The sequence below is a fragment of the Mycobacterium kyorinense genome (assembly GCF_001672775.1).
Taxonomy (GTDB): Bacteria; Actinomycetota; Actinomycetes; order Mycobacteriales; family Mycobacteriaceae; genus Mycobacterium; species Mycobacterium kyorinense_A.
On record NZ_LZKJ01000055.1, the window covers coordinates 1 to 22,997 of the forward strand.

The following is a 22,997-nucleotide window of genomic DNA, read 5'->3' on the forward strand; positions in this document are numbered from 1 at the left end:
AGTGGCATAAGTGAACAAGTCATCAGCCGCGCACCGTGCAGCAGGCCGGTTTGTCGCTGCAAGGCGGGCACATCGCCGCATCCCAATTTTCTTGGGGCAAAAAGGGGATTTTGAGCCTTGTGGGAAGCATCAAGTGCTCGTCGCGGCAACGACGTGGCCTGCGATGACGTCGTACATCTTGGCGGTGATGTCCAGCGAGTCCCCGAGGATGTTGTAGCCGTGGTCGACTCCGCCGACGTCGTAGTGCTCGACCAACGAACCGGCGGACTCGAGTTTGCGCGCATAGTGGACAGCTTCGTCCCGCAGGCGGTCCAACTCCGCGGTGACCACAACTGCGGACGCGATACCGGCGATGTTGTCGGCGTTGGTTCCCCATCCTGGCGACGCCAGCCGGTCGCGTCGTTGCAGCGGGTCGGGGATGTACGCGGCGTCCAGGATGTCGCCCATCCACGGCTGGAAGACCGCTTTGCGGCCCGCGGGTGTGTGCTTGTGTTTGGCCCGCGTCACCAGATCCACCGGCGCGTAGTGCAGCACTTGAAGTTTGATCTGCGGACCACCGCTTTCCAGTGCGAGGCGGGCGGCTGCGGCGGCCAGATTGCCCCCGGCGCTCTGACCTCCAACGCAGAGCCGGGTGCCGTCCCAATCCCGGTCCGGCGACGCCGCCCACGCCACCATGTCGTAGATCTGCTCGACTGCGACAGGGAAGCGGTGCCGCGGAGCCAGGGCGTAATCCGGGTTGATCACAACGACTTTGGCGTGTGCCGCCAGGTAGCGACACCACGGGTCGTCTTGCTCGGGATGTCCCACGGCGAATCCTCCGCCGTGCACATTGACATATACCGGCGGCCTGGCAACGGCATCGGCGGGCGGACGGTAGATCGTCGCTGCGAGCGGTCCGTGACGGGTGGGGATCGTGACGTCGCTGCTGCGCGCCGGGATGTCGTCGAACCGTAACTCCGGGGGCGGCGTGGTGCCACCGGCCACCGCTGCGAACAGTCGTGCCATGGGGTCGGCAATGAAGGGCAGCGACAGCAACGGCATGCCAGAAGTCAACCAAGCGGGCACCGCCAAACAGAAGCCAGGGTCGTGATCGCGGGCCAGATCGCAGCCCTGGCTTCTGCTTCGCGGAAGGAGGCTCACTCCGGTGCGAACAACCGCATGCTCTGCTCGCGCATGTCGACCTTGCGGACCTTGCCCGTGACGGTCATCGGAAACTCGTCGACGACGTGGACGTATTGGGGGATCTTGTAGTGGGCCAGCTTGCCGGTGGCGAAGGCGCGGACGGCCGCGGCGTCCAGCGGAGGGCGTCCCGGTTTCATCCGGATCCAGGCGCAGATCTGCTCACCGTATGCGTCGTCGGGGACGCCGATGACTTGTGCGTCCTCGATGTCGGGATGGGTGTAAAGGAATTCCTCAATTTCGCGGGGATAGACGTTCTCCCCGCCGCGGATGATCATGTCCTTCAAACGCCCGACGATGCGGCAGTAGCCGTCGTCACGCATGACCGCGAGATCGCCGGTGTGCATCCACCCGTCGGCGTCGATCACTTCGGCTGTCTTGTCCGGCTCGCGCCAGTAGCCCAGCATGACCGAGTAGCCGCGCGTGCAGAACTCGCCCGGCTGGCCCCGTTCGACGACGTCGCCGGTGTCGGGATCGACGATTTTGATTTCGACGTGCGGATGCGCGCGGCCGACCGTCGCGGTGCGCCGATCCAAATCGTCGTCGATGAGGGTCTGGCAGGACACGGGTGATGTCTCGGTCATGCCGTAGGCGATGGCGACCTGGGCCATGTTCATCTCGGTCATGCAGCGCTTCATCACCTCGACCGGACACACCGACCCCGCCATGATCCCGGTGCGCAGCGACGACACATCGGTGTCGGCGAAGGCCGGGTGAGCCAGCATCGCCAGGAACATCGTCGGCACGCCGTACACACCGGTGCAGCGCTCACGTTCGATGGCCGTCAGCGTGGCTTTGGCGTCGAAACCGGCCGCTGGAATGACGAGCGTGGCGCCGTGCGTGGCGCAGCCCAAGTTGCCCATCACCATGCCGAAGCAGTGGTAGAACGGCACCGGAACGCACAGCCGGTCAGCCGGTCCCAGGTTGAGCAGTTCGGTGACGAAGAATCCATTGTTGAGGATGTTGCGGTGCGACAACGTCGCGCCCTTCGGGAAGCCGGTGGTTCCCGACGTGTACTGGATGTTGATCGGATCGGTGTTGCGCAACGCGCGCAGCCGCGTCCGCAGTTCGTGTGAGGCGCACCGTTCGGCGCGGTCCTGCAACCTCTTCCAGTCGTCGGTGTCGAGAAACAGCACGTCGTTCAGATCCCGGCATTGCGGACGCACCTCCTCGATCATGCCGCGGTAGTCGGAGCTCTTGAACGCCGTCGCCGCGATCAGGGTGCGCACACCGGATTGATTCAACGCGTAGCGGAGTTCATGGGTGCGGTAGGCGGGATTGACGTTGACCAGGACGGCGCCGATCTTGGCTGTGGCGTACTGCACGATGACCCACTCGGCGCAGTTGGGTGCCCAGATGCCGACGCGCTCACCTTTTTCCACACCCAGCGCCATCAATCCCCGTGCTGTCAGGTCGATCTCGGCGTTGAGTTCGGCGAAGGTCCAGCGACGGTTGCCGGCGAGGTCTACCAGCGCCTCGGCGTCGGGCATCGCCGCAACGGTGCGCTCGACGTTGGCCCCGATGGTCTCCTCCAGGATCGCGACATCGGTCGGACCGGCGTCATAGGCTTTCATCGGATCAGATCCTCGTAGCGGTATTCGGTGGTGATCGGCCCGCCCGCCAGAGCTTCTTCGCGGCGGCGTAGCTCCACCCGGCGGATCTTGCCGGAGATGGTCTTCGGCAGTTCGAAGAACTCGATACGCCGCACCTTCAGGTAGGGGGCAACACGGTCGCGCACGTGCTCCATGATCACGCGGGCGGTGTCGGCGTTGGCCTCCCATTCGACGGCCAGCGAGACGTAGGCTTTCGGCACGCACAACCTGGTGTGGTCGGGTTGGGGGACGACGGCGGCTTCGACGACCGCGGGATGCTCGACGAGCACGCTTTCCAGTTCGAACGGCGACACCTTGTAGTCCGATGACTTGAAGACGTCATCGGTGCGGCCGATGTAGGTGATAGCGCCGTCGGCGCCGCGGCGCGCAACGTCACCGGTGTGGTAATAACCGCCGGCCATCGCTGCGGTGTTGCGTTGCGCGTCACCGAGATAGCCGGTCATCATGTTGACCGGATGAGCGTTCAGGTCGAGGCAGATCTCACCCTCGTCGGCAGGCTGCCCGGTGACGGGATCGACCAACACCACCGGCACACCGGGCAGTGGGCGACCCATCGAACCGGCCTTGGCGGGTTGGCCCGGGAGATTGCCGATCAACAGCGTGGTTTCCGTCTGGCCGTAACCGTCGCGGATGGTCAACCCCCACGCGCGTTCCACTTGCGCGATCACGTCCGCATTCAGCGGCTCGCCGGCGGCCACGACCTCTCGCAGCTGCTCGGGCCGGGCACCCAGATCGACCTGAACAAGCATGCGCCACACCGTCGGTGGCGCACAGAACGTCGTCACGTTCCCGCGACGCAGCTGAGTCAGCAGCGCGGCGGCGTCGAGTCGGTGATAGTTGTAGACCAAGATCGATGCCTCGGCGATCCACGGCGCGAAAAAGCAGCTCCAGGCGTGCTTGGCCCACCCCGGTGAGCCGATGGCCATGTGCACATCGCCGGGCCGCAGCCCGATCCACGCCATCGTCGACAGATGCCCCACTGGATAGCTGATCTGTGAATGCTGCACCAGCTTGGGTGCGCTTGTGGTGCCGGAGGTGAAGTAGATCAACATCGGATCGTCGATGTCAGTACGCGCCGTAAAGGGGTGCACACCGCCCAGTTTCGAGGCCTCGGCATAGCAGCGCCACCCGTCGACCGGAGCGCCCACCGCGATTCGGGTGTAGTCACCGACGACGTGGTCGAACTTGACGGTGTCGGCGGCGTTGGCGATCACCGCGCGCGCCGCGCCGCGGCTCACTCGGTCGGCGATGTCCGCCGGTTGGAGCGCGGTGGTGGTCGGCATGATGATCGCTCCGAGCTTGGCGACGGCCAGCATCGACTCCCACAGTTCGACCTGGTTGCCGAGCATCAGGATGACCCGGTCCCCCTTGCCGACGCCGAGCCCGTCCAGCCATGCCGCGACCCGGTTAGAGCGTTCGGCCAACTCGGCGAAGCTGACCCGTTGCTCGGAGCCCTGCTCTTCGACAATCCGCAGCGCGGTGCGGTTATTGCTCCGGGCGATGACGTCGAACCAGTCGGTGGCCCAGTTGAAGCGACCGGCGAGTTGCGGCCAGGAAAACGCGCCGTCAGGTCCGTTACCGGACAGGATCTGGTCACGCGCGATGCGGTAGCGATCGGTGTTGGTCGCCATATCCGATAGCATCCCCCGCCGCCGGCACGATGTCCGCTAGATGAGCATCGCCGGGCCCGATACTGTGCTCGAGTCAATGTAGAGCTGGAGTGTCGATGACAGAGCGGGGCAGAGCCGAACAGCTGCGGCTCGACGTCAGTGCGGCCGTCGGCGAACCGGCCTCGTTGGCCGCAACCCACTACGCGGCCGGCACGCCGAACCCGACGGTGCTGGTGTGCCTGCCCGGCGGGACATACAACCGCGGCTATTGGCACCTGGATGTGCCCGACCATCCCGGCTACAACTTCGCCGATTACGCCGTCCAACACGGCTATTCGGTGGTAGCGATCGACCCGCTCGGCACCGGCGACAGCACCCGGCCGGCCCGTGACATCGCCCTGGCCGATATCGCGGCGGCGCTAAACTGCGCGATCTCTGCTCTGCCCGAAATCACCGACAGCACAGCAGCTCCCGTCGCGGTAGCGCACTCGTTGGGCGGCTATCTCGCGATTCTGCAGCAGGCCGCCGCCCCCAGTTATGCGGCGCTGGCCATCCTCGGCTGCACCAATCAACATGTCGCACCATTGAACCTCGACCCGGAATTCGTCGCGGCGGCCGGCACCTCACAAGGACGTGCGCTGCTCATCGAGCAATTCGCCGGAATGATTCCCGAGCCGTACATGGAAACCTCGCGCGATTGGTTGCAGAGCTGGTTTCACCTCCCCGACGTCCCGGCGGCGGTGCTGACCGCGGATAATTCGACGACGATTTCGGTTGCACCGCGGTGTTTTTCAGCTGCGGCGATCCCGGGTGTGGCCGCCGAAGAAGCAGCGTCGGTGGCGGTGCCGGTTTTCCTCGGCTACGGCGAGGTGGATGTCTCACCGGATCCACGGGCCGAGGCGCGGTTCTACAGCCACAGCCCCGACATCACCACGTTCATCGTTCCGGGCAGCGCGCATTGCCACAACATGGCATCGACCCGTCGGCTGTTGTGGCGACGGCTGCTGGCCTGGATCGCCGGGGTGGCGGGTTCAGCAGCTGGGTAGGGTGAATTATGGCCACGGCTCGACGACGCGGTTTCAACGAGACAGTCACCCGGTTCTGGAGCTTTGCAGCTCCCGCCTACAACCTGCCAGCGCTGCAGCAGTGGGTCTATCGGCCCGCGCAAGACGAGGTGATTGAGCAGCTCGTCGCTCACCGTTCTCGCCGGGTGGCTGACATCGCCTGCGGCACCGGCGTTCTGGCTGATCGCATCGAGCGTGAGTTGCACCCAGAGGAGGTCTACGGCGTCGACATGTCCGACGGGATGCTCGCCCAGGCACGGATGCGGTCGGACCGGGTGCACTGGCTGAAGGGCCCAGCCGAGCATCTTCCGTTTGACGATGGTGCGCTCGAGGCGGTCGTGACCACCTCAGCGTTTCACTTTTTCGACCAGCCGGCCGCATTGCGTGAGTTCCACCGGGTGCTGGCGCCCGGCGGATTAGCGGCGGTCGCGACGCTGAGCCCGCGACGGACGCTGCTGCTGCACAACCTGTCAGCAAACCGGTGGAATCCCTCCCACAACCCGTCGCCGCCGGAGATGCGCGGCCTGTTCGAGGACGCCGGGTTCACCGTCAGCGAGCAACACCGGGTGCAGCGGCCGGTGTGGACGAAGATCCTCTCGGATTTGCTCACCGTCGGGATCAAGAACTGACGCATGTGCCGAGCGGTAACGGCAGATGTGCCGCTCGAGGACTATTTATGGAAAGTGCGGGGTAAGCGTCGTGGGTTCTTACGGGCGCGGCAGACGTGATCTAGGGGTAGCGGGATGAAGGTTCCGGGTTTGGCCACCGTGGTTGGTGGCGTGACCGACGGAGCAGGCCGGATGCTGCGGGCCGGAATGCAGGGTGCGGCGATGACGGCGGGTGCGGTTCAGATGCTCACCGAACCCGTCGTGCGATCGGTGAGCGAGTCGACGAGTCGAGTGCTCGGAACGGGCGATTCCGGCAACGGCGCGCAGCACACCGATGCCCAACCGTCCGTGGCGTGGCACACCGGGCGGCGGCTGCATCTCGACCTGGATCCGTTACTGCCGTTCACCCGCTGGCATGAACACGCCGCCGCGGTGGAGAAGGCCGTGCGCACCATCCCGGGTGTCGCCGCTGCCCACGTCGAGGGCGCATTGGGGCGACTGGTCGTCGAACACAAGACATACGCGGACAGCGACCGTATCTGGGAAGCAGTGCGCGAGGCGCTCGCAACGTCGGTGGACGGCTCTCCCACCGGTCCGCGGTCGCCGCGCACCGCGCCATTCGCCGATCCGGGTGACCCGCTGGCGTTGCTTCTCCCGCTGACCGCCGCGGCGATGGATGTGCTGGCGCTCGGCGCGGCGGTGGCCGGATGGTTGGGCCGCCTGCCGGCCGCGCCGCGAACGGCGCAGGCCGCGGCGGCGGTCATCAACCACCAACCCCGGCTGGTTTCCCTGCTGGAGTCGCGGCTGGGACGGGTGGGCACCGATATCGCGCTCAGCGCCTCGACCGCAGTGGCGCACGGGCTGACCCAGTCGGTTGGCACACCCCTGCTCGATTTGGCGCAACGCGGGTTGCAGATCTCCGAGGCGGCGGCGCATCGACGCACGTGGCGCGAACGCGAACCCGAGCTCGCCTCACCCGACCGGCCCCAAGCTCCGGTGGTCCCCGTCATCTCGTCGGCCGGGGCCGGCTCACACATACCGCGACACAACTGGGCGGCCGCGGCCGCCGGCGAGGCCTCGCACGTCGTCGTCGACGCCGCCATCGACGCCGCGATCGACACCGCGAAGGGCGCCATGGCCGGGCCGGTCGAGGAATACGCCGACCAGGCGGCGAATGCCTCGCTGGTCGCCGCCGCCGGTGCCTTGTTGGCCGGCGGACGCGCCGAAGAGGTCGCCGACGCGATCCTGGCCGCCATCCCCAAAGCGGCGCATTTCGGGCGCCAAACCTTTGCCGCCATCCTGGGCCGCGGGCTGGCCAACGCCGGTCAGCTGGTTCCCGATCCGGGTGCGCTGCGGCGGCTGGACCGGGTCAAGGTGATCCTCATCGACGGCGCGGCATTGCGCGGTGACGCCCGCGCCGTATTGCGGGCGGAGGGCAGTGCCGCCGGCTGGGATGACGACCGGGTCTATGAGGTGGCCGACGCGCTGCTGCACGGCGAGCGGGCCCCCGACCCGGACCCCGACGAATTGCCGGCCACCGGGGCGCGGCTGCGATGGCTTCCGGCCAGGGGACCGTCGGCGGCTCCGGCCGAGGGCCTCGAACGTGCCGACCTAGTGGTCGACGGCGAGCGGGTCGGCAGCGTCGACGTGGCGTGGGAAGTCGACCCGTATGCGATCCCGTTGCTGCAGACCGCGCAGCGCACGGGCGCCCGGGTGGTGTTGCGGCACGTCGCCGGCACCGAGGACCTGGCCGCCAGCGTGGGCGCCGCCCACCCCTGCGGGACTCCGCTGCTGCCGCTGGTACGCGAGCTGCGCGCCGACCGTGGACCGGTGTTGCTGGTCACCGCGCTGCACCGGGACTTCGCGTCGACCGACACGTTAGCGGCGCTGGCCGTCGCCGATGTCGGGGTGGCTCTCGACGATCCCGCCGCCGCCACCCCGTGGACCGCCGACATCATCACCGGCACCGATCTGGCCGCTGTGGTCAGGATCCTCTCAGCCGTTCCCGCGGCGCGGCGGGCCAGCGAATCGGCGGTGCGACTCGCCAAGGGCGGCAGCACACTGGCCGGGCTCCTGGTGGTCACCGGCGACCCCCGCGGCGGCAGTCCGGTTGCGGTACGGCGTTGGCTCAATCCAGTCAACGCCGCCGCCGCCACCGCGCTGATCGGCGGAGCTCTGGCGGCCGGCAACGTGTTGCGGCAACCCGATCCCACTCCGCAGCCGCTGACCGCCTGGCACGCACTGGACCCGGAGATCGTCTATGCGCGGCTGGCCAGCCGGTCGCGGCCGTTGACCGCCGAACCGGGCGCGCCGCCGTGGCGACGCGTTCTCGACGACCTGTCCTACAACCCGATGCTCGCGCCGCTGCGTCAGCCGGCCCGGGGTCTGGGACGGCTGCTGGCCGCCACCCGCAGCGAACTGTCCGATCCGCTGACACCGATCTTGGCGGTGGGAGCCGCGGCGTCGGCGATTGTGGGCAGCAACGTCGACGCGCTTCTGGTCGCGGGGGTGATGACGGTCAACGCGCTCGTCGGCGGTGTGCAGCGGTTGCGCGCCGAGGACGCCGCTGCCGAGTTGTTCGCCGAGCAGGACCAGTTCGCGCGCCGTGTCGTGGTCCCGGTGGTGGCGACGTCGCGGCGCCGGTTGGAGGCGGCCCGCCACGCCGAGCGAACCGTCACCGTGCCCGCGAGCTCGCTGCGGCCTGGCGACATCATCGACCTGGCCGCTCCGGACGTCGTGCCGGCCGATGCCCGTCTGCTGGTGGCCGAGGACCTCGAGGTCGACGAGTCGTTGCTGACCGGTGAATCACTGCCGGTCGACAAGCAGGTGGAACCCGTCGCCGCGGCCGATCAGGACCGGGCCAGCATGCTGTTCGAGGGCAGCACGATCGTGGCCGGACATGCCCGCGCGATCGTCGTCGCCACCGGTGTCGCCACCGCCGCGCATCGTGCTCTGGCGGCGGTCGCCGACGTCGAATCCGCGGCCGGCGTGCAGGCGCGGCTGCGGGAGCTGACCAACAAGGTGCTGCCGCTGACGCTGGCCGGCGGTGCCGCGGTCACCGGGTTGGCGTTGTTGCGCCGCGCGTCGTTGCGCCAGTCCGTTGCCGACGGCATCGCGATCGCTGTGGCCGCCGTCCCGGAAGGCCTGCCGTTGGTGGCCACGCTCGCCCAGCTCGCGGCGGCGCGGCGGCTGTCGGCGCGCGGAGTGCTGGTCCGCGCTCCGCGCACCATCGAAGCGTTGGGCCGCGTCGAGACGGTCTGCTTCGACAAGACCGGCACGCTCACCGAGAACCGTTTGCATGTGGTCCGCGCCGTACCGGCCGGCACCGACCCGCAGGGACCATTCCCCGATGCCGCCGACCCGGTGGCCGCCGGCGTGATCCGGGCTGCCGCACGGGCCTGTCCGGCGCCCCAGAACGGGCAAGGTCACGCCCATGCCACCGACGAAGCGGTGCTATCGGCGGCGAATTCGCTTCCCGAGCAGCTGAATTCCGACTGGGTCACGATCGCCGAGGTGCCGTTCGAGTCCAGCCGTGGCTACGCGGCCGCGGTCGGCAGCATGAACGGGGATGCGCCGACACTGGTGCTCAAGGGAGCACCCGAGCAGATCCTGCCGCGGTGCCGCTTCGACGACCCTGACGGCGATCGCGGCCACGCCGAATCGCTGGTGCATAACCTCGCCGAGCAAGGATTGCGGGTGCTGGCGGTAGCGCGACGACACTGGGACGCCGACGCGACCGACGACGCCGATACCGACGCCGACGACGTCGATGCTGCCGCATACGATTTGGAGTTGCTCGGCTACGTCGGCCTGGCCGATACCGCACGACCGTCGGCCCAACCACTGATCGAAGCCCTGCAGGACGTCGGACGCAAAGTCGTGCTGATCACCGGCGACCATCCGGTCACCGCACGGGCGATTGCGCGCCAACTGGGTCTGCCGCAGGACGTGCGGGTGGTCACCGGCGCCGAACTGGCCGCTCTCGACGAGGATGCCCGCGCTGAATTCGCCGCCGACGTCCAGGTTTTCGCCCGGGTCAGCCCCGAACAGAAAGTGCAAGTCGTCACCGCGCTACAGCACGGCGGGCAGGTGACCGCGATGGTCGGCGACGGCGCCAACGACGCCGCGGCGATCAGGGTCGCCGACGTCGGCATCGGGGTCAGCGGACGCGGGTCGTCGGCTGCGCGCGGCGCCGCCGACATCGTCTTGACCGAAGATGACCTGGGTGTGCTGCTCGACGCGTTGGTCGAGGGCCGCGGGATGTGGGGCGCGGTGCGCGACGCGCTGACCATCCTGGTTGGCGGAAATGTGGGCGAAGTGGTGTTCACGATCATCGGGACCGCGTTGGGCACCGGGCGCGCCCCGGTCGGGACCCGCCAGCTGCTGCTGGTGAATCTGCTCACCGACATGTTCCCCGCCCTTGCGGTGGCCGTCACTCCGCAATACCCGCAGCCCGAGGACGCCGCCGACCAAAGCGACGAGGACCTGGATGCGGCGCGGCGCGCCTACCAGCGCGCGATACTCACCGAGCCCACACCATCGCTCGACGTGCCGCTGATGCGGCAGATCCTGACCCGCGGCGGCGTGACGGCCGCCGGTGCCACCGCCGCGTGGGCGATCGGGCGCTGGACACCCGGCACTCAACGACGCACGGCGACAATGGGTTTGACTGCCCTGGTGAGCACACAGTTGGCCCAGACGCTGCTGGCGCGTCGGCACAGCCCGCTGGTGGTGGCGACGGCGCTGGGCAGCGCGGCCGTGCTGGTCGCCGTGGTCCAAACCCCAGGCGTCAGTCACTTCTTCGGCTGCACACCACTAGGGCCGGTGGCGTGGACGGGCGTAGCCGGTGCCACCGCGGCGGCCACCGCTGTCTCGGTGGTGGCTCCTAATTGGCTGATCAAAACCACCGATGACGAAGTGGTGGTCGCCGACGACGAGGCGCCCCCGCCGGCGCTGCACGTCGTCGACTAGATCTCCGGCAGTTCGTGTCGCAGCACCTTGCCGGCCGGATTACGCGGAATGGCGCCGACGATGCGGATGTCCCTCGGCTGCTCGAAGCGAGAGACCTTGTCTTTCAAATACTCCCGCAGGCCCGGCTCGTCGATGTCGCTGTCCTCCCGGGGCACCACGAATGCGGCCAGTCGCTGACCGAACTGTTCGTCCGGCACCCCGACGACCGCGATGTCGGCGATGCCGGGGTGTTCGGCAAGCGCGTTTTCCACCGCGCGGGGATAGACGTTCTCGCCTCCCGACACGATCATGTCGTCTTGGCGGCCGACGATGAACAGCCGCCCCGACTCGTCGAAATATCCCATGTCGCCGGTGCTGGTCATGCCGTGCAGCACGGCTTTGGTGGCGCCGCCGGTGTAGCCCTCGAATGTCAGCTCGCCACCGACGTAGACCCGTCCGATGACCCGCGGGCCGACGGGCTTGTCGTCGTCGTCGAAAATTCGGACCGGGCAACCGATGGACGGCTTGCCCACCGTCTCAGGGTTTTCCCGCAAATCGGCGGGCGTTGCCAGTGCACCGATCCCGACCTCGGTGGACCCGTAACCGTTGTAGAGGACGTCGCCGTACTCCGTGCTGAATCGGCGCACCAGCCCCGGCTCGAGCCGCGCTCCACTGGACAGCACCACCCGCAGCGACGGCAGCGGATTTCGCGCCCGCACCGCGTGCGGCAGTTCCAAAATGCGCGCCAGCATGATCGGCACGACGGTAAACGCGTCCGCGCGATACAACGACGCCTGCGCCAGCATCGCCTCGGCATCGAAGCGCCGGTGGGTGAGGATCGTGCCACCCAGGGCCACCGTCAGGATCACCATGCCGAAGCCCAACCCGTGGAACATAGGTACTGCCAACGCTATTCGTGATCCGGTGCGCAGCCCGGTGCGCTCGAGGATCGTCACGCCGACGCCCAGCACCCCTGGATTGACCCGCGGGGCGCGGGGCACACCCTTGGGTTTGCCGGTCGTGCCGGATGTGAGCAAGACGATCCGGCCGGCCCGCGCGACGGTGGGCCGCGAGCCAGACCCGTGAGCTTGGATTGTCGTGGGGTCGACCGCCGCGATCGACTCACCCGCGGCGCGCACTTGTTCGATGAATTCGGCGTCACAGACCACGGTTTGGATGTCGTGTGCGCTCAGCGCGGCGGCCAGCGCCGCACTGCGGAATTCGGTGTTGACGAGCACCACGTCGGCACCGACCAGCGCGACCGCGAAGACCGCTTCGACGAATCGGCGGCCATTGCGGCACATAACACCGACCGCCTGACCGGGCTGCACGCCTCGGCGATACAGCTCTGCGGCCAAACCCTCGATGCTGGACCGCATTTCGCGGTAGCTGACCGCGCCGTCGTCATCGATCATCACAGTCCGGTTCGGCCACCGGGCTGCCGTGACCGCCAGCAGCGTGAAGGGATTGGTGCCGCCTCGCCGCGCCTCGTTGAGCAGCCGGGCCGTTGCGAGCGGTCCCGGTGGGATCAGCAGCCGAGAGCGCGCCAGCGCGCGCCCGGCGCCCCAGACCACACCTAGGATCGTCATGGCCGGCCTTGTCCCGAGCCGACAACATAACGAGACCACAGCCGCGCAGCCCGATCGATCGGCCCGGCCAACGCCACCGACGCCAATTCGGCGGGCCCGGTCCAGGCCGGCGCGATGGTGCGGGGCCGTTGGATCACGGCTTTGGCGATCACGTCGGCGGCCTGGTCGGGGTGCAGCCCCGGAAGCCTGCGCAAAATCGGTGTCGGCTCGATCATCCTGGTACGAACCAACCCGAAGTAGACGGAGGTGACCTCCACGCCGTCGGCGTGCAATTCCGGTGCGACGCTGCGCAACCAGAGGTCGAATGCTCCTTTGGATGCCTGGTAGGCGCCCCACTGCGGCCCCGGCGGGACGCGGACGCCGACACTGGACACGTTGACGATATGTCCGCCGCCGGCCTCACGCATCGCCGGAAGTACTGCCAGCAGCAGCAGAATCGGGCCGAGGTAGTTGATCGCGATTGTGCGCTGGAAGTCATGCGGCCGGTCGTACTGGTGATGCAGTGAGCGGCGCAGCGATTTACCGGCGTTGCTCACCACGATGTCCAGCGCGCCATGTTCGTCGGCGAGCCGTGTCCCGAGGCTGCCGATGGCCGCCTCGTCGGTCAGATCGGCCGGGTAGGCGCATGCTCGTCCCCCGCCGGCGGTGATCGACGCGGCGAGGTCGCTCAGCCGGTCCGCCGACCGGGCAACGAGCAGCACGGTCGCTTGGGCGGCGGCCAGTCGGCGGGCGGTGGCCTCGCCGACGCCGTAGGACGCTCCGGTGACCAGGACCGTCTTCCCCGATACGGCGCTGCGCAGCCTGTCGAGATCCGCGATGCGCGTCGGATTGGCCAGCCGGTCGATGGCCTTAGCCGCCACGTTCATCGGTCCTCCGCTCGACGAACCGGTGCATGCTGTGAGTCTGGCAGAGGCCGGCGCCGCGCGTAGGCTGCGGACGAGTTTCTCCTGTCGAAGGACTGCCGATGGCCGATTCGAACACCAGCTTGTCGCCCGCATTGCGCCGGGCGCTGGACTTGCTGATCGACCCCCCGGCCGAACCCGACGCCCGCAACGGCTATCTCGATCTGCTCGGCACTGGGCCGGAGGCAGCTGCCGCCCCGAAGAACACCGGGCTGATCCAGGCGGTGTGGGCGTCGCGGATCGGGTCGATGCTCTACGACAACGCGCAGGCGGTGGCCCGTCGGCTGCTCACGGCCTGGCAGCACCCCGTCGAGTGGTTGAACATTCCGCCGGGTGGGACCGCTCTGGACGTCGGGAGCGGCCCTGGCAATGTCACGGCCTCGCTGGCCCGGGCCGCCGGCCCCGGTGGATTGGCGCTGGGGATCGACGTGTCCGAGCCGATGCTGACACGGGCGGTGCGCGCCGAATACGGCCCACAGGTCGGGTTTCTGCGAGCCGACGCGCAACGACTGCCGCTGCGCGACGACACGGTGGACGCGCTGGTTTCGATGGCCGTACTGCAGTTGATACCTGACCCCGCGGCGGCGTTGGCGGAGATGGGTCGCGTGCTGCGGCCTGGCGGACGACTGGCGGTGATGGTCCCTACTGCCGGGCGGGCCGGCCGGTTGTTGCGGATGCTGCCCAACGCGGGCGCCCACGGCTTCGACGACGACGAACTCGGCGACATCCTGGAAGATCGCGGCTTCGTCAGCGTGCGCACCAAGAACCTCGGCACCATCCAGTGGGTCCGCGCAAAGCTTGGTTAGACCGGCAGCTTCGTGCCGGTCTCCTGCTCGGCGAATTCGAAGATTCGGGCGCCTGCCTCGTAATCGCAGGCCACGGCCGAACGGCCGATCAGCACCGGGCCACCACGTAGTCCGAATCTGCCGTCGACACCGACGTAGCTTCCCGGTGGGATGGGTTCGCTGATGCAATACAGCGTGGGCGCCGCGCCTGCGTCGATATCGTTGCCGAACACACCTGCGACCGCCTTGACGGCGCGATCCGCCAGTGCCAGCAGCGGTTTGTCGGAGACCTGCGACAGGTTTGACGACACCCAGCCGGGATGGGTCAGGTGGGTGACGATCGGCGAATCGGCCGCGCGCAGTTTGCGATCCAGTTCCAGCCCCCACAGCATGACCGCGAGTTTGGATCGGGCGTAGGCGCCCATCACGCTCCACTTGTGGTGTCGCAAATGCATGTCGTCGAGCCGCAGTTGGGCACCTCGGTGAGCGTCCGAGCCCACGTTGATGATCTGTGACCGCAGTCGATCGAACAGCACATTGGTCAGCGCGAAGGGACCCAGAAAGTTTGTGCCGATGGTCATTTCGTACCCGTCGGGCGTTTCGGCGCGGTGGTCGGTCAGCGCTCCGGCGTTGTTGATCAGCACGTCGACGTCGCCGTCGAGCAGGGTCGGGAATGCACGTACCGAGGACATGTCGGCCAAATCGAGCTTGAGCACGGTCGTCGAGCCGCCGATCTCCGCGGCACGTTGTGCGCCCAACTCGGTGTTACGCACCGCCATGATCACGTGCGCGCCCGCGTTCGCGAGAGCACGGGCGGTTCCCAAGCCGACGCCGCTGGTTGCCCCGGTCACGATGACCCGCTTGCCGGTCAGATCTCCCAGTCGCCTCGGCGACCACTGTGCAGCCACTTGTCGAGAGTAGCCGCGCCGCTTTTCGTCGCTGACCTGGGATTGACAGAGCAATCCGTCGCTGGTTAGTTACGTCGAGACAGGATTCTCCGGGATGTGAGGCTCAGTCGATGCAGACGCCGCGCGAACTCCGCTGCCGCACCATGATTCGTGTGACATGACCGACAGCGCCCGTCTGATCGAGAACCTGATTTATACCTACGCGGAGCGGATGGACGCGGGCGATCTGGACGGGGTGGCGGCGTTGTTCGCCCACGGCCGGATCTGCGGTATCGAGAACGGGCCGCCGGAAAGCGTGTTCACGGGTGCTGCCGAGGTGCGCACGATGTATGAGATGGCTGTCCGTTTGCATGACGACGGCACCCCCAAGACGAAGCACATCACCAGCAATGTGCAGATTTTCGTCGACGAGGCTGCCGGCGTCGCGGAGAGCCGCTCCTACTACGCCGTCACCCAGGCCGCCGCCGATTTGCCGTTGCAGGTGATCGTCACCGGCCGCTACCACGACACGTTTCACCGGATCGACGAAATGTGGTGGTTCGACACCCGCATCATGTTCATCGATCAGGTCGGCGACACCAGCCGGCACTTGAAGTTCTGATGGTGCGTCGCGGCTTATGCGGTTCGCGTAGGACACCTGGGAACAATCAACGTCGCAACCCTCGTGACAGCACGCCGCGGCCCACGATCGTGGGCAGATCGAGGAAGGTGCGTATTCCGGGGGCCGCCGCGCAGACTGGTGCGATCGCATGCACCGCATGCATGGCCGTGCCCAGGCAGCCCTGGTCGGTGTCGTCCTCGTCGTGGATGGCGATGCGCGACTCCAACACCATCGACGGCAATCCCTCGACGGTGACTTTCCAGCCCCGCCCATTCGGCCAATGCGGCGCCTGGTCGGCGCCCAGCCGGGTGATGTGCTCGACGGTCAGCGCCGGACGACCCTCGATGATTGCGGTGTAGGCGAACCGCTGCGCAGAGACCGTGCCGGCGTCGATACGCCCGGCGGTGATGTCGATCGGCGTGTCGGTGACGGCGACCTCGCGCTCCCAGACGTAGTCGTCGACGGTTGCGCCGAGCCCGTCGGCCAACAACATCAGTGGAGCTTTGAACGACAAGCCTCCGATCGCCGGCTCGTCCATCGGGACCGGTTCGTTGGGGTCTTTGCCGAATCCCATCACGTCGATCAACACGAACGGAACGTTGTAGGTGGTGTAGTCCATCAACTCCTGCACCCGCAGCGAGTCGATCCGGCGGAACAGACCCGACATCGTCAGTGGCAGGACTTCGGCGGCCCACCCCGGTTCGATGCCGGTGCCGTGGAAGGAGGTCTGCCCCTCCTCGCAGGCGGCTTCGAGCCGTTCGACCACGTCGCCGCCGCTGCTTTCCGGATAGATCCATGCCGTCACCGCCGTCGAGACGACGTTTTTGCCGGAGGCCAGCAGCCGGCATACGTCGTCGAGGGCGGCCGACGGATTCCATTCGCCCTGGGCCATGTAGAGCACACAGTCGGCGTCGAGGGCAAAGATCTGCTCGGGGTCTTTGGTTGCGGTAACGCCGATTTCGCCGGTACCGCAGATCTCGCCGACGTCGCGACCGGCCTTGGTGTCGGTGTAGACCAGCGCCCCGACCAGTTCCAGGTCGGGGTGGTCGTGCACGGCCGCGACGGCATGGCCACCGACGTTTCCGGTGGCCCACTGAACGACTTTGAGTGGCTCAGTCATGGACTGGGCGTGCTGTGCTGCTCGGCGGCCTGCCGCGCCAGGCGCTCCTGGTGGATGCGGACGAGTTCACGAAATCCGAGTCGGTGGTACTTCGGGATTGGTTGAATGCCCCATTGATCCTGGGCGGTGTCCTTGCCTTCGGCACCCTCGGGCGGCCCGAACGGCGGGTAGGGGAACTTGCACTCCAGCGTGTCGTCGGAGTAGCGGACCTTCAGCAGTTCGCTGCAGATCTCGGTGAGGCTCAAGGTCGGGTAGCCGTAGTACACCGCCATGAACGGCAGCGTGAATGCGCCCTCGATGACCAGGGCGACCAGGCAGACCAGCACGGCCCGCTTGATCCAGGTATGCATCCGCGCGTAATAGGGTGTGGTGCCCGGCGGCAGGTCGTTAGCCGGGTCCTTTTCCTCGGTTGGTCTGGTCACAGTCGTGCTCCTTGAATCTGGTTCAGTCGGAGAAAATTTCGCGGTTGACCGTGTGCAGATACGGGATCGCCAAAAACGGGGTGATGTAGAAGACGTCGTAGAGCCACCAGCCGACGACCGGGAACACCACCCCGGCGTAGCGCACGTCGGCGAACATCGTCATGTTGAACACGTAGCCGCACCAGATCACCACGCCCATCCAGCAGGTGATGACCATCCACTGGTGTCCCCAGCGCTTCATCTGCAAGAACCCGATCGCGGCGGCGACCCGCATGGAAAACACGGTGAGGATCAGTCCGGCCACCCAGGCCTTCTCCCCCGGTCCGGCCGAGCCACCGACCCACAACTCGTTGTAGTGCCAGAAGTAGCCGGCATCGAACATGTTGCCCCAGCCGACCATCAGCACCCGATTGATCAGGGTGTGGTTAGCGATCAGGTCAAGGGCCCACCCCAGGCTGTTCAGGCATCCGTCGATCAACACCAGATAGCCGATCAGCGTGACGATCATGGGCCGAACCGACAGGCCGGCGCGCAGCGCTTGACGCTGCAGCCATACCCCACGCATGAAGATGGGAAAGCCGATCAGGCCCGGCGCCCACATGCCCATCAAAGCAGCGCCGACGATCATCCATTTGTCGGCCCGGCGCTGTGCCCGCCGTGACTGGTCGTGGTGGTCCTCGAGACTGGTCGCGGCGTTGGCGGTGGCCGATGGCGAGTTCACAACTGCCACCAGCCCCGGGCGAACGACATGTAAAGCTGGATGAGGAACATCGTGAGCAAGTAGCCGTAGATGACGACCTGCAGAATGATCAGCGCTCGCTTGCGTTTCCGCTCTTGTTGGTCCATGCGGGACGGTCCTTTCCTAGCTCGGCGTGCTCGGGGCGTCTGCCGCGGCCAGGCTGGCTGCCGCGACTTCACGTAGTCCGTCGGTGATGGCCCCGTCGGTAGTCAGCGGCGCGAGGATGCAGACCTCGGCGGCTTGCAATTCGGTTGTGCCGGCGGCGATCAGCTGTGCGGCATTGACCAGCACCCTGGTGGAGGGCGGCTCGAAATGGAAAGCATCGTCGGCGGAGCGGATCGCGACCGCGCAGCCGACCAGCCGCCGTGCAGTGGCCAATGCGACACCGGTTTCGGCGACGATCACCTCGGCCTCGCGTTCAGGGGGCAAGTACTGCATGGGCAGGGTGACAAACCGTTGCCGGAAGGAGGGTTTGAGCTCCTTGAGCGAGCTGCGGTAGGCGGGATTGTAGGAACACACGAGCATGAATTCGTCGGGCGCCGTCACCACCTCCCCGGCCCGGTCCAGGTACAAGGACCGGCGGTGATCGGTCAGCGAATGCAAGATGGCCAGCGAGTCGTGGCGCGCCTCGACGACCTCGTCCAAGTAGCAGATCGCTCCCGCCTTGACCGCTCTGGTCAATGGCCCGTCGGTCCACACGACGTCGCCGCCGGTCACCATGAACCGGCCGACGAGATCGGAACTGGTGAGGTCGTCGTGGCAGCTGATGGTGACGACTGGTCGGCGCAGCAGCGCCCCCATGTGCTCGACGAACCTTGTCTTGCCGCACCCGGTGGGCCCGGTGAGCATCACCGGAATACGGCGATGGTAGGCCTGCTCGAATAACTGGACTTCGTTTCCGCTGGCGAGATAGGTGTCGGTGGTCATGGGTTCCTCATGTGGTGAACGGTCAGGCGGCGACGAGTTCGCGGTGGACGTGGGCTAGTACGCGGGGCAGCTCTTCGACTCGTTTGATGCGTTGAGATCGACGGGGCCCGAACACCTCCGGGAGGGGATCGACCCGGGTAGGACCAACTCCCACGTAGTACACCGAGACGCCGGCATCGTTGGCTTCCTCGACCGCGTGCGCGGCGTCGGCCCAGGCGTAGCGGCCCTCGTAACCTTCATCGGAGATCAATCCGTCGCCGATGACGATCAGCAGGCGCCGCTCGGAGGGCTGCGCCAACAGCCGGCTCGTCAAATGGCGCAACGGGGCTCCCAGCCTGGTGTAGCCGCCAGTGGTCAGGCCCAGCCGGCTGGGCGGCACGAACCGGCGATCGGCGAAATCCTTCAGGCACCGCACTTCGACCCGATGGCGGGTATTCCCGGTGAACACGAAGACGCCGTGACGCTCGCGGGCCACCGCCATCGCCCGCGAAAGCGCGTCGGCACAGGCCAATTCGAGTCGGAAGATCCGGCCGCCGTGCACGCCCAGTGACGAGCTGCCGTCGAGCAGCAACGCCGTGGTGACATCCCGGCTGCTGGGCAGCAATTCCCGGAAGATGCGGGGCTCGGCCACCTCGCCGGTGGACAAGTCGAGGTAATGGCGGACGTAGTGGTCGACGTCGATATCGGATCCGTCTTCCAGGCCGCTGGTCATCGCGCGATGGGTGTGCTCCTGGAACCATGCGCGCAGCTCTGCGGCGATCGGAGCCTGATGCGACGTGCGCTGGGTGTCGACGCGTTCCAGTACCGCGACGTGGTCGCGCAGGAAACTGTTCGTCCAGGAGTTCCACTCGGGGTACGGGATGCCCGGCCGGTGCTGGGGAGTGATGTCGAAATCGTTGTCCTGCGGCCGGCTCGGCGGCGGGAGATTGGGGTTGCGAACGCCGCCGTCGCCGCCCACGGGCACGGAATACGGTCTCGGCAACCGTTTTTGGGTGGTGGTCCACGGCATCCGGCCAAAGCTGCGTCGCAACTTGTCGGACAACTGCTGCGGCGTGGTGTAGGCCAGCGGCAAGGTGCCCAGCAGCGGGTGCACCGCCAGGCTCTGCTGCTGGCGCGCCATCACGACGGCGCGGTTGAGCATCTGTTGGCCGTCCATGTCACCGGCCGCTGCCTCCACCTCGGGTAGCAGTCGCCGTATTTCGGTCAACAGGCCCGGCCAGCGCGAGCCGATCCATCCGACGGCAACACTGGCCTCGACGAGTGTGAGCGCCCGAAGTTCGCGTGCCGACAACTCGTTGAGCCGGTATTCGGTCAAGCGTTCTTTCGATGGTGCGCATTGAAAGGCGATGCCGCACGTGGTTGTTCGGCGTGTCCAGTCTCCGCTGAGCGACGGATACGGAACGTGAACGAAGGTCAGGGCCGCGTTCAGGCCGAAACTGCGCTTCTCCCCGGTCACCAGTCGCACGCCTTCGCGACGGCGTTCACTCAACGCGACCGCGGTCACGGCGCAACTGCGCTCGATCGCCATCGCGGCGGCGTCAGGCAGCTCAGGCATTGAGCGTTTCCCGGCTCAGAAGGTGCCGATATTGGAGAACATCCAGTACCAGAACCAAATGATCAGTCCGGTCCCTCCCCAAGCGGCGACGTAGCGAAGGATCTCCCAAAGCATCGCCATTCTGCGACCTCCTCGTTGATGAGCGGTGAACAAGCGGATGCGTCATCGGACCTCCAACCCGCGCACCGCAGAAGCGACCAGCTCGTCGAGCATCGTGTCGCGGGCCTGCGGATCGTGCGTTGTGGTCAGGACGCCGTAGACGCCGAGCAGGAAAAAGACCGCGCTGTAGAACGCGTCGACTTCGGGATGCACCTCGCCGTCGCTGCGCACCCGCTCGATGTGGCGGACCAGCAACACGATCACCGGGTGATCGGTCCAATCGTCGGTCTGGGGCCGTGACGGCGAAAAGTGCAGGGCCAGCAGTTCTTTGAAGAGTATTCCGCCTAACTGCTGCTCGAGTCCCTTGAGCAGGCGTATGACCTCGGTCAGCGGTGCGGTCAGGTCGCCGGCGGTGTCCAGGAAGCGGGCCAGTTGGGTGGCAAGGCGGCTCTCCTCCCGATGCTCCAGCTCGAGCAGGACATGTTCTTTCGACGGAAAGTGAAAGTAGAAGGTGCCGTGCGCGACGCCCGCAGTGGCCACGATTGCGCTCACGTCGGCATCGGCCATGCCTGAGCGTGTGAACTCGGTGATCGCCGCGTCGAGGATGCGCTGCCGCGTCTGCCGTCGGCGCACTTCGCGTGCGCACGTCTTGACCCGCGGAGCCATGCCTTGTCTTTGTAGTCGAGGCGCTGACTTAAGTCAATGATACGAGTCAGCGAACAAGCGGCCCGCCCCAGCGCCCCGCCCAGGTTTCAGTGTGAAGCCATGGCGAAGATGCCGCCAAAATCCCGCCCACGATTCACACTCAACGCCAACGATTCACACTCGACGAGGACGTCGGCCTCAGTCGGAGAAGATTTCGCGGTTGACCGTGTGCAGATACGGAATTGCCAGGAATGGCGTGATGTAGAAGATGTCGTAGAGCCACCAGCCGACGACCGGCAGAACTACTCCCGCGTAGCGCACGTCGGCGAACATCGTCATGTTGAACACGTAGCCGCACCAGATCACCACACCCATCCAGCAGGTGATGATCATCCACTGGTGGCCCCAGCGCTTCATCTGCAAGAAACCGATGCCGGCGGCGATCCGCATCGTGAAGACGGTCAGAATCAGCCCGACCTCCCAGGCTTTTTCGCCCGGACCCGCGGCGCCGCCCAGCCACAGCTCGTTGTAGTGCCAGAAGTAGCCGGCATCGAACATGTTGCCCCAACCGTTCAGCAACACGCGGGCCAATAGCGTGTGGTTGGCGACCAGGTCAAGCGCCCATCCCACGGTGTTGATCGCAGCGTCGACGATGACGAGATAGCCGAGCAGGGTGACCAGCATCGGCCGAACCGACAGCCCGTCGCGCTGTGCGCGGCGCAGCAACCACACGCCGCGCAAAAACAGCGGCAACCCGAAGATGCCCAGTGCCGCAGTGCCGATCAGCAGGCTGCCGGAGATCAGCCACTTGTCGGCCCGGCGCTGCGCGACGTGCGACTCCGCCATGTGTTCGTCGAAGGACAGTCCGCGGGGCGGGGACGTCGGCGCCTTGCCGGTATCGCGCTGGATCAGCTTGGACAGGTTCACGAACCCTCCTCGTCGGAGCCGCCCGGACTGGCGGGTCCAACATAACAAAACTGACTGCAGTCACCAAGAGCGACGGCAGCCGGTGCAGTTAGCCGGATCGCGACGGCGCGATGCTGCGTAACGTCCTGGCCACGTAGTCCTCGAGTAGCTCGCGCCGGGTCGGCCAGTCGTGCGTGGTGATCAACAGCGCGTAGAGGCCCAGTAAGAAGAACACCGCGCTGTTCATCGCGTTGACGTCGGGATCGGTCTCGCCACGGTGGCGAGCATCCTCGATTTGTTGCGCCACCAACACGATCACCGGATGATCCCGGCCGTCCTCGGTTGGTGGACGGGTCTGCGAGAAGTGCAGTGCCAGAAAATCTTTGAAGAGCGAATCGCCGAGTCGGCGTTCCAATCCCATCACCAGACGCACGGCCTCATTCAAGACGCCCGCAAGGTCGCGCTGCGTTTTGAGGAATTGCGCCAACTGTTTGACGATGCGGTCTTCTTCGCGCCGCTCCAACTCCAGCAGCACATGCTCTTTGGTGGGGAAGTGGAAGAAGAACGTACCGTGGGCCACCCCGGCGGCGGTCACAATGGCGCTGACATCAGCCTCGGCCATCCCGGAGCGCTTGAACTCCGACACGGCCGCGCCCATCAGTCGCTCCCTCGTCTGCAACCGTTTCGCGTCGCGTGCAGATAGCCCGTCCGTCACTGCCATCTTGGTTCCTCTTCGTGATGACCCGGCTCATCAGGTCGACGGCCCTCATGGAGA

20 protein-coding genes are annotated in these 22,997 nt (G+C 66.7%); 5 read left to right on the forward strand and 15 right to left on the reverse strand.

What is annotated here, in order from left to right; genetic code table 11:
* Window positions 1-129: 129 nt before the first annotated feature.
* The 3 genes from A5707_RS05220 to A5707_RS05230 form a co-directional block, all read right to left on the reverse strand.
* Complete coding sequence (locus A5707_RS05220) at window positions 130-1,041, reverse strand: alpha/beta hydrolase (RefSeq protein WP_065013455.1); 912 nt, start codon at window positions 1,039-1,041, stop codon at window positions 130-132.
* Between the two features lie 95 nt (window positions 1,042-1,136).
* Window positions 1,137-2,753, reverse strand: coding sequence for an AMP-binding protein (locus tag A5707_RS05225; protein WP_065013456.1), 1,617 nt, complete (start codon window positions 2,751-2,753; stop codon window positions 1,137-1,139).
* Window positions 2,750-4,423, reverse strand: coding sequence for an AMP-binding protein (locus A5707_RS05230; RefSeq protein ID WP_065013457.1), 1,674 nt, complete (start codon window positions 4,421-4,423; stop codon window positions 2,750-2,752). Before A5707_RS05230 ends, A5707_RS05225 begins: the two co-directional genes overlap by 4 nt.
* A 95-nt stretch (window positions 4,424-4,518) precedes the next feature.
* On the opposite strand from A5707_RS05230, the gene A5707_RS05235 reads away from it, so the two are divergent.
* From A5707_RS05235 to A5707_RS05245, 3 genes are all read left to right on the forward strand, one after another.
* Window positions 4,519-5,448: an alpha/beta fold hydrolase gene (locus A5707_RS05235; protein WP_065013488.1), complete on the forward strand. Its 930-nt coding sequence runs from the start codon at window positions 4,519-4,521 to the stop codon at window positions 5,446-5,448.
* Between the two features lie 8 nt (window positions 5,449-5,456).
* Window positions 5,457-6,095: a class I SAM-dependent methyltransferase gene (locus tag A5707_RS05240; RefSeq protein WP_065013458.1), complete on the forward strand. Its 639-nt coding sequence runs from the start codon at window positions 5,457-5,459 to the stop codon at window positions 6,093-6,095.
* A 186-nt stretch (window positions 6,096-6,281) separates the two neighbouring features.
* Window positions 6,282-11,045, forward strand: a complete 4,764-nt coding sequence (locus tag A5707_RS05245; protein ID WP_419866390.1) for an HAD-IC family P-type ATPase — start codon at window positions 6,282-6,284, stop codon at window positions 11,043-11,045.
* On the opposite strand, the gene A5707_RS05250 is transcribed toward A5707_RS05245, so the two are convergent.
* Window positions 11,042-12,613, reverse strand: a complete 1,572-nt coding sequence (locus tag A5707_RS05250; RefSeq protein WP_065013460.1) for an AMP-binding protein — start codon at window positions 12,611-12,613, stop codon at window positions 11,042-11,044. The two genes, A5707_RS05245 and A5707_RS05250, sit on opposite strands and share 4 nt — an antisense overlap.
* Entirely contained in the window at window positions 12,610-13,479 is an 870-nt protein-coding gene (locus A5707_RS05255) for an SDR family NAD(P)-dependent oxidoreductase (protein WP_065013461.1), read from the reverse strand. The genes A5707_RS05250 and A5707_RS05255 overlap by 4 nt, the downstream gene beginning before the upstream one ends.
* A 98-nt stretch (window positions 13,480-13,577) precedes the next feature.
* On the opposite strand from A5707_RS05255, the gene A5707_RS05260 reads away from it, so the two are divergent.
* The gene (locus tag A5707_RS05260; protein WP_065013462.1) at window positions 13,578-14,321 is read left to right on the forward strand and encodes a methyltransferase domain-containing protein; all 744 of its coding nucleotides are present in this window, start codon (window positions 13,578-13,580) and stop codon (window positions 14,319-14,321) included.
* On the opposite strand, the gene A5707_RS05265 is transcribed toward A5707_RS05260, so the two are convergent.
* A complete protein-coding gene (locus A5707_RS05265; protein ID WP_065013463.1) occupies window positions 14,318-15,208 on the reverse strand; it encodes an SDR family NAD(P)-dependent oxidoreductase in 891 nt (296 codons plus the stop codon). The genes A5707_RS05260 and A5707_RS05265 overlap by 4 nt on opposite strands.
* A 157-nt stretch (window positions 15,209-15,365) precedes the next feature.
* On the opposite strand from A5707_RS05265, the gene A5707_RS05270 reads away from it, so the two are divergent.
* Window positions 15,366-15,809 (forward strand): nuclear transport factor 2 family protein, encoded by a 444-nt coding sequence (locus A5707_RS05270; RefSeq protein ID WP_065013464.1) that lies wholly within the window; start codon window positions 15,366-15,368, stop codon window positions 15,807-15,809.
* 46 nt (window positions 15,810-15,855) lie between these two features.
* Here A5707_RS05270 and A5707_RS05275 read toward each other — a convergent pair whose 3' ends face one another.
* The 9 genes from A5707_RS05275 to A5707_RS05310 all read right to left on the reverse strand — a co-directional run bounded on the left by A5707_RS05275 (window position 15,856) and on the right by A5707_RS05310 (window position 22,943).
* Window positions 15,856-16,929, reverse strand: a complete 1,074-nt coding sequence (locus tag A5707_RS05275; RefSeq protein ID WP_065013465.1) for a dihydrodipicolinate reductase — start codon at window positions 16,927-16,929, stop codon at window positions 15,856-15,858.
* The gene (locus tag A5707_RS05280; protein WP_065013466.1) at window positions 16,926-17,351 is read right to left on the reverse strand and encodes a hypothetical protein; all 426 of its coding nucleotides are present in this window, start codon (window positions 17,349-17,351) and stop codon (window positions 16,926-16,928) included. The genes A5707_RS05275 and A5707_RS05280 overlap by 4 nt, the downstream gene beginning before the upstream one ends.
* A 22-nt stretch (window positions 17,352-17,373) precedes the next feature.
* Window positions 17,374-17,979, reverse strand: coding sequence for a hypothetical protein (locus tag A5707_RS05285; RefSeq protein ID WP_419866391.1), 606 nt, complete (start codon window positions 17,977-17,979; stop codon window positions 17,374-17,376).
* Between the two features lie 89 nt (window positions 17,980-18,068).
* A complete protein-coding gene (locus A5707_RS24725; RefSeq protein WP_269455137.1) occupies window positions 18,069-18,197 on the reverse strand; it encodes a hypothetical protein in 129 nt (42 codons plus the stop codon).
* 16 nt (window positions 18,198-18,213) lie between these two features.
* Window positions 18,214-19,017 carry a CbbQ/NirQ/NorQ/GpvN family protein gene (locus A5707_RS05290; protein WP_065013468.1) on the reverse strand — a complete coding sequence of 268 codons (804 nt, stop codon included), beginning with the start codon at window positions 19,015-19,017 and terminating at the stop codon, window positions 18,214-18,216.
* A 22-nt stretch (window positions 19,018-19,039) separates the two neighbouring features.
* Window positions 19,040-20,572 (reverse strand): nitric oxide reductase activation protein NorD, encoded by a 1,533-nt coding sequence (locus A5707_RS05295; protein ID WP_065013469.1) that lies wholly within the window; start codon window positions 20,570-20,572, stop codon window positions 19,040-19,042.
* A 162-nt stretch (window positions 20,573-20,734) separates the two neighbouring features.
* Complete coding sequence (locus A5707_RS05300) at window positions 20,735-21,337, reverse strand: TetR/AcrR family transcriptional regulator (RefSeq protein WP_065013470.1); 603 nt, start codon at window positions 21,335-21,337, stop codon at window positions 20,735-20,737.
* A 177-nt stretch (window positions 21,338-21,514) separates the two neighbouring features.
* Window positions 21,515-22,162, reverse strand: a complete 648-nt coding sequence (locus A5707_RS05305; RefSeq protein ID WP_197495259.1) for a hypothetical protein — start codon at window positions 22,160-22,162, stop codon at window positions 21,515-21,517.
* Window positions 22,163-22,331: 169 nt separating this feature from the next.
* Window positions 22,332-22,943 carry a TetR/AcrR family transcriptional regulator gene (locus A5707_RS05310; protein ID WP_065013472.1) on the reverse strand — a complete coding sequence of 204 codons (612 nt, stop codon included), beginning with the start codon at window positions 22,941-22,943 and terminating at the stop codon, window positions 22,332-22,334.
* Window positions 22,944-22,997 lie beyond the last annotated feature (54 nt).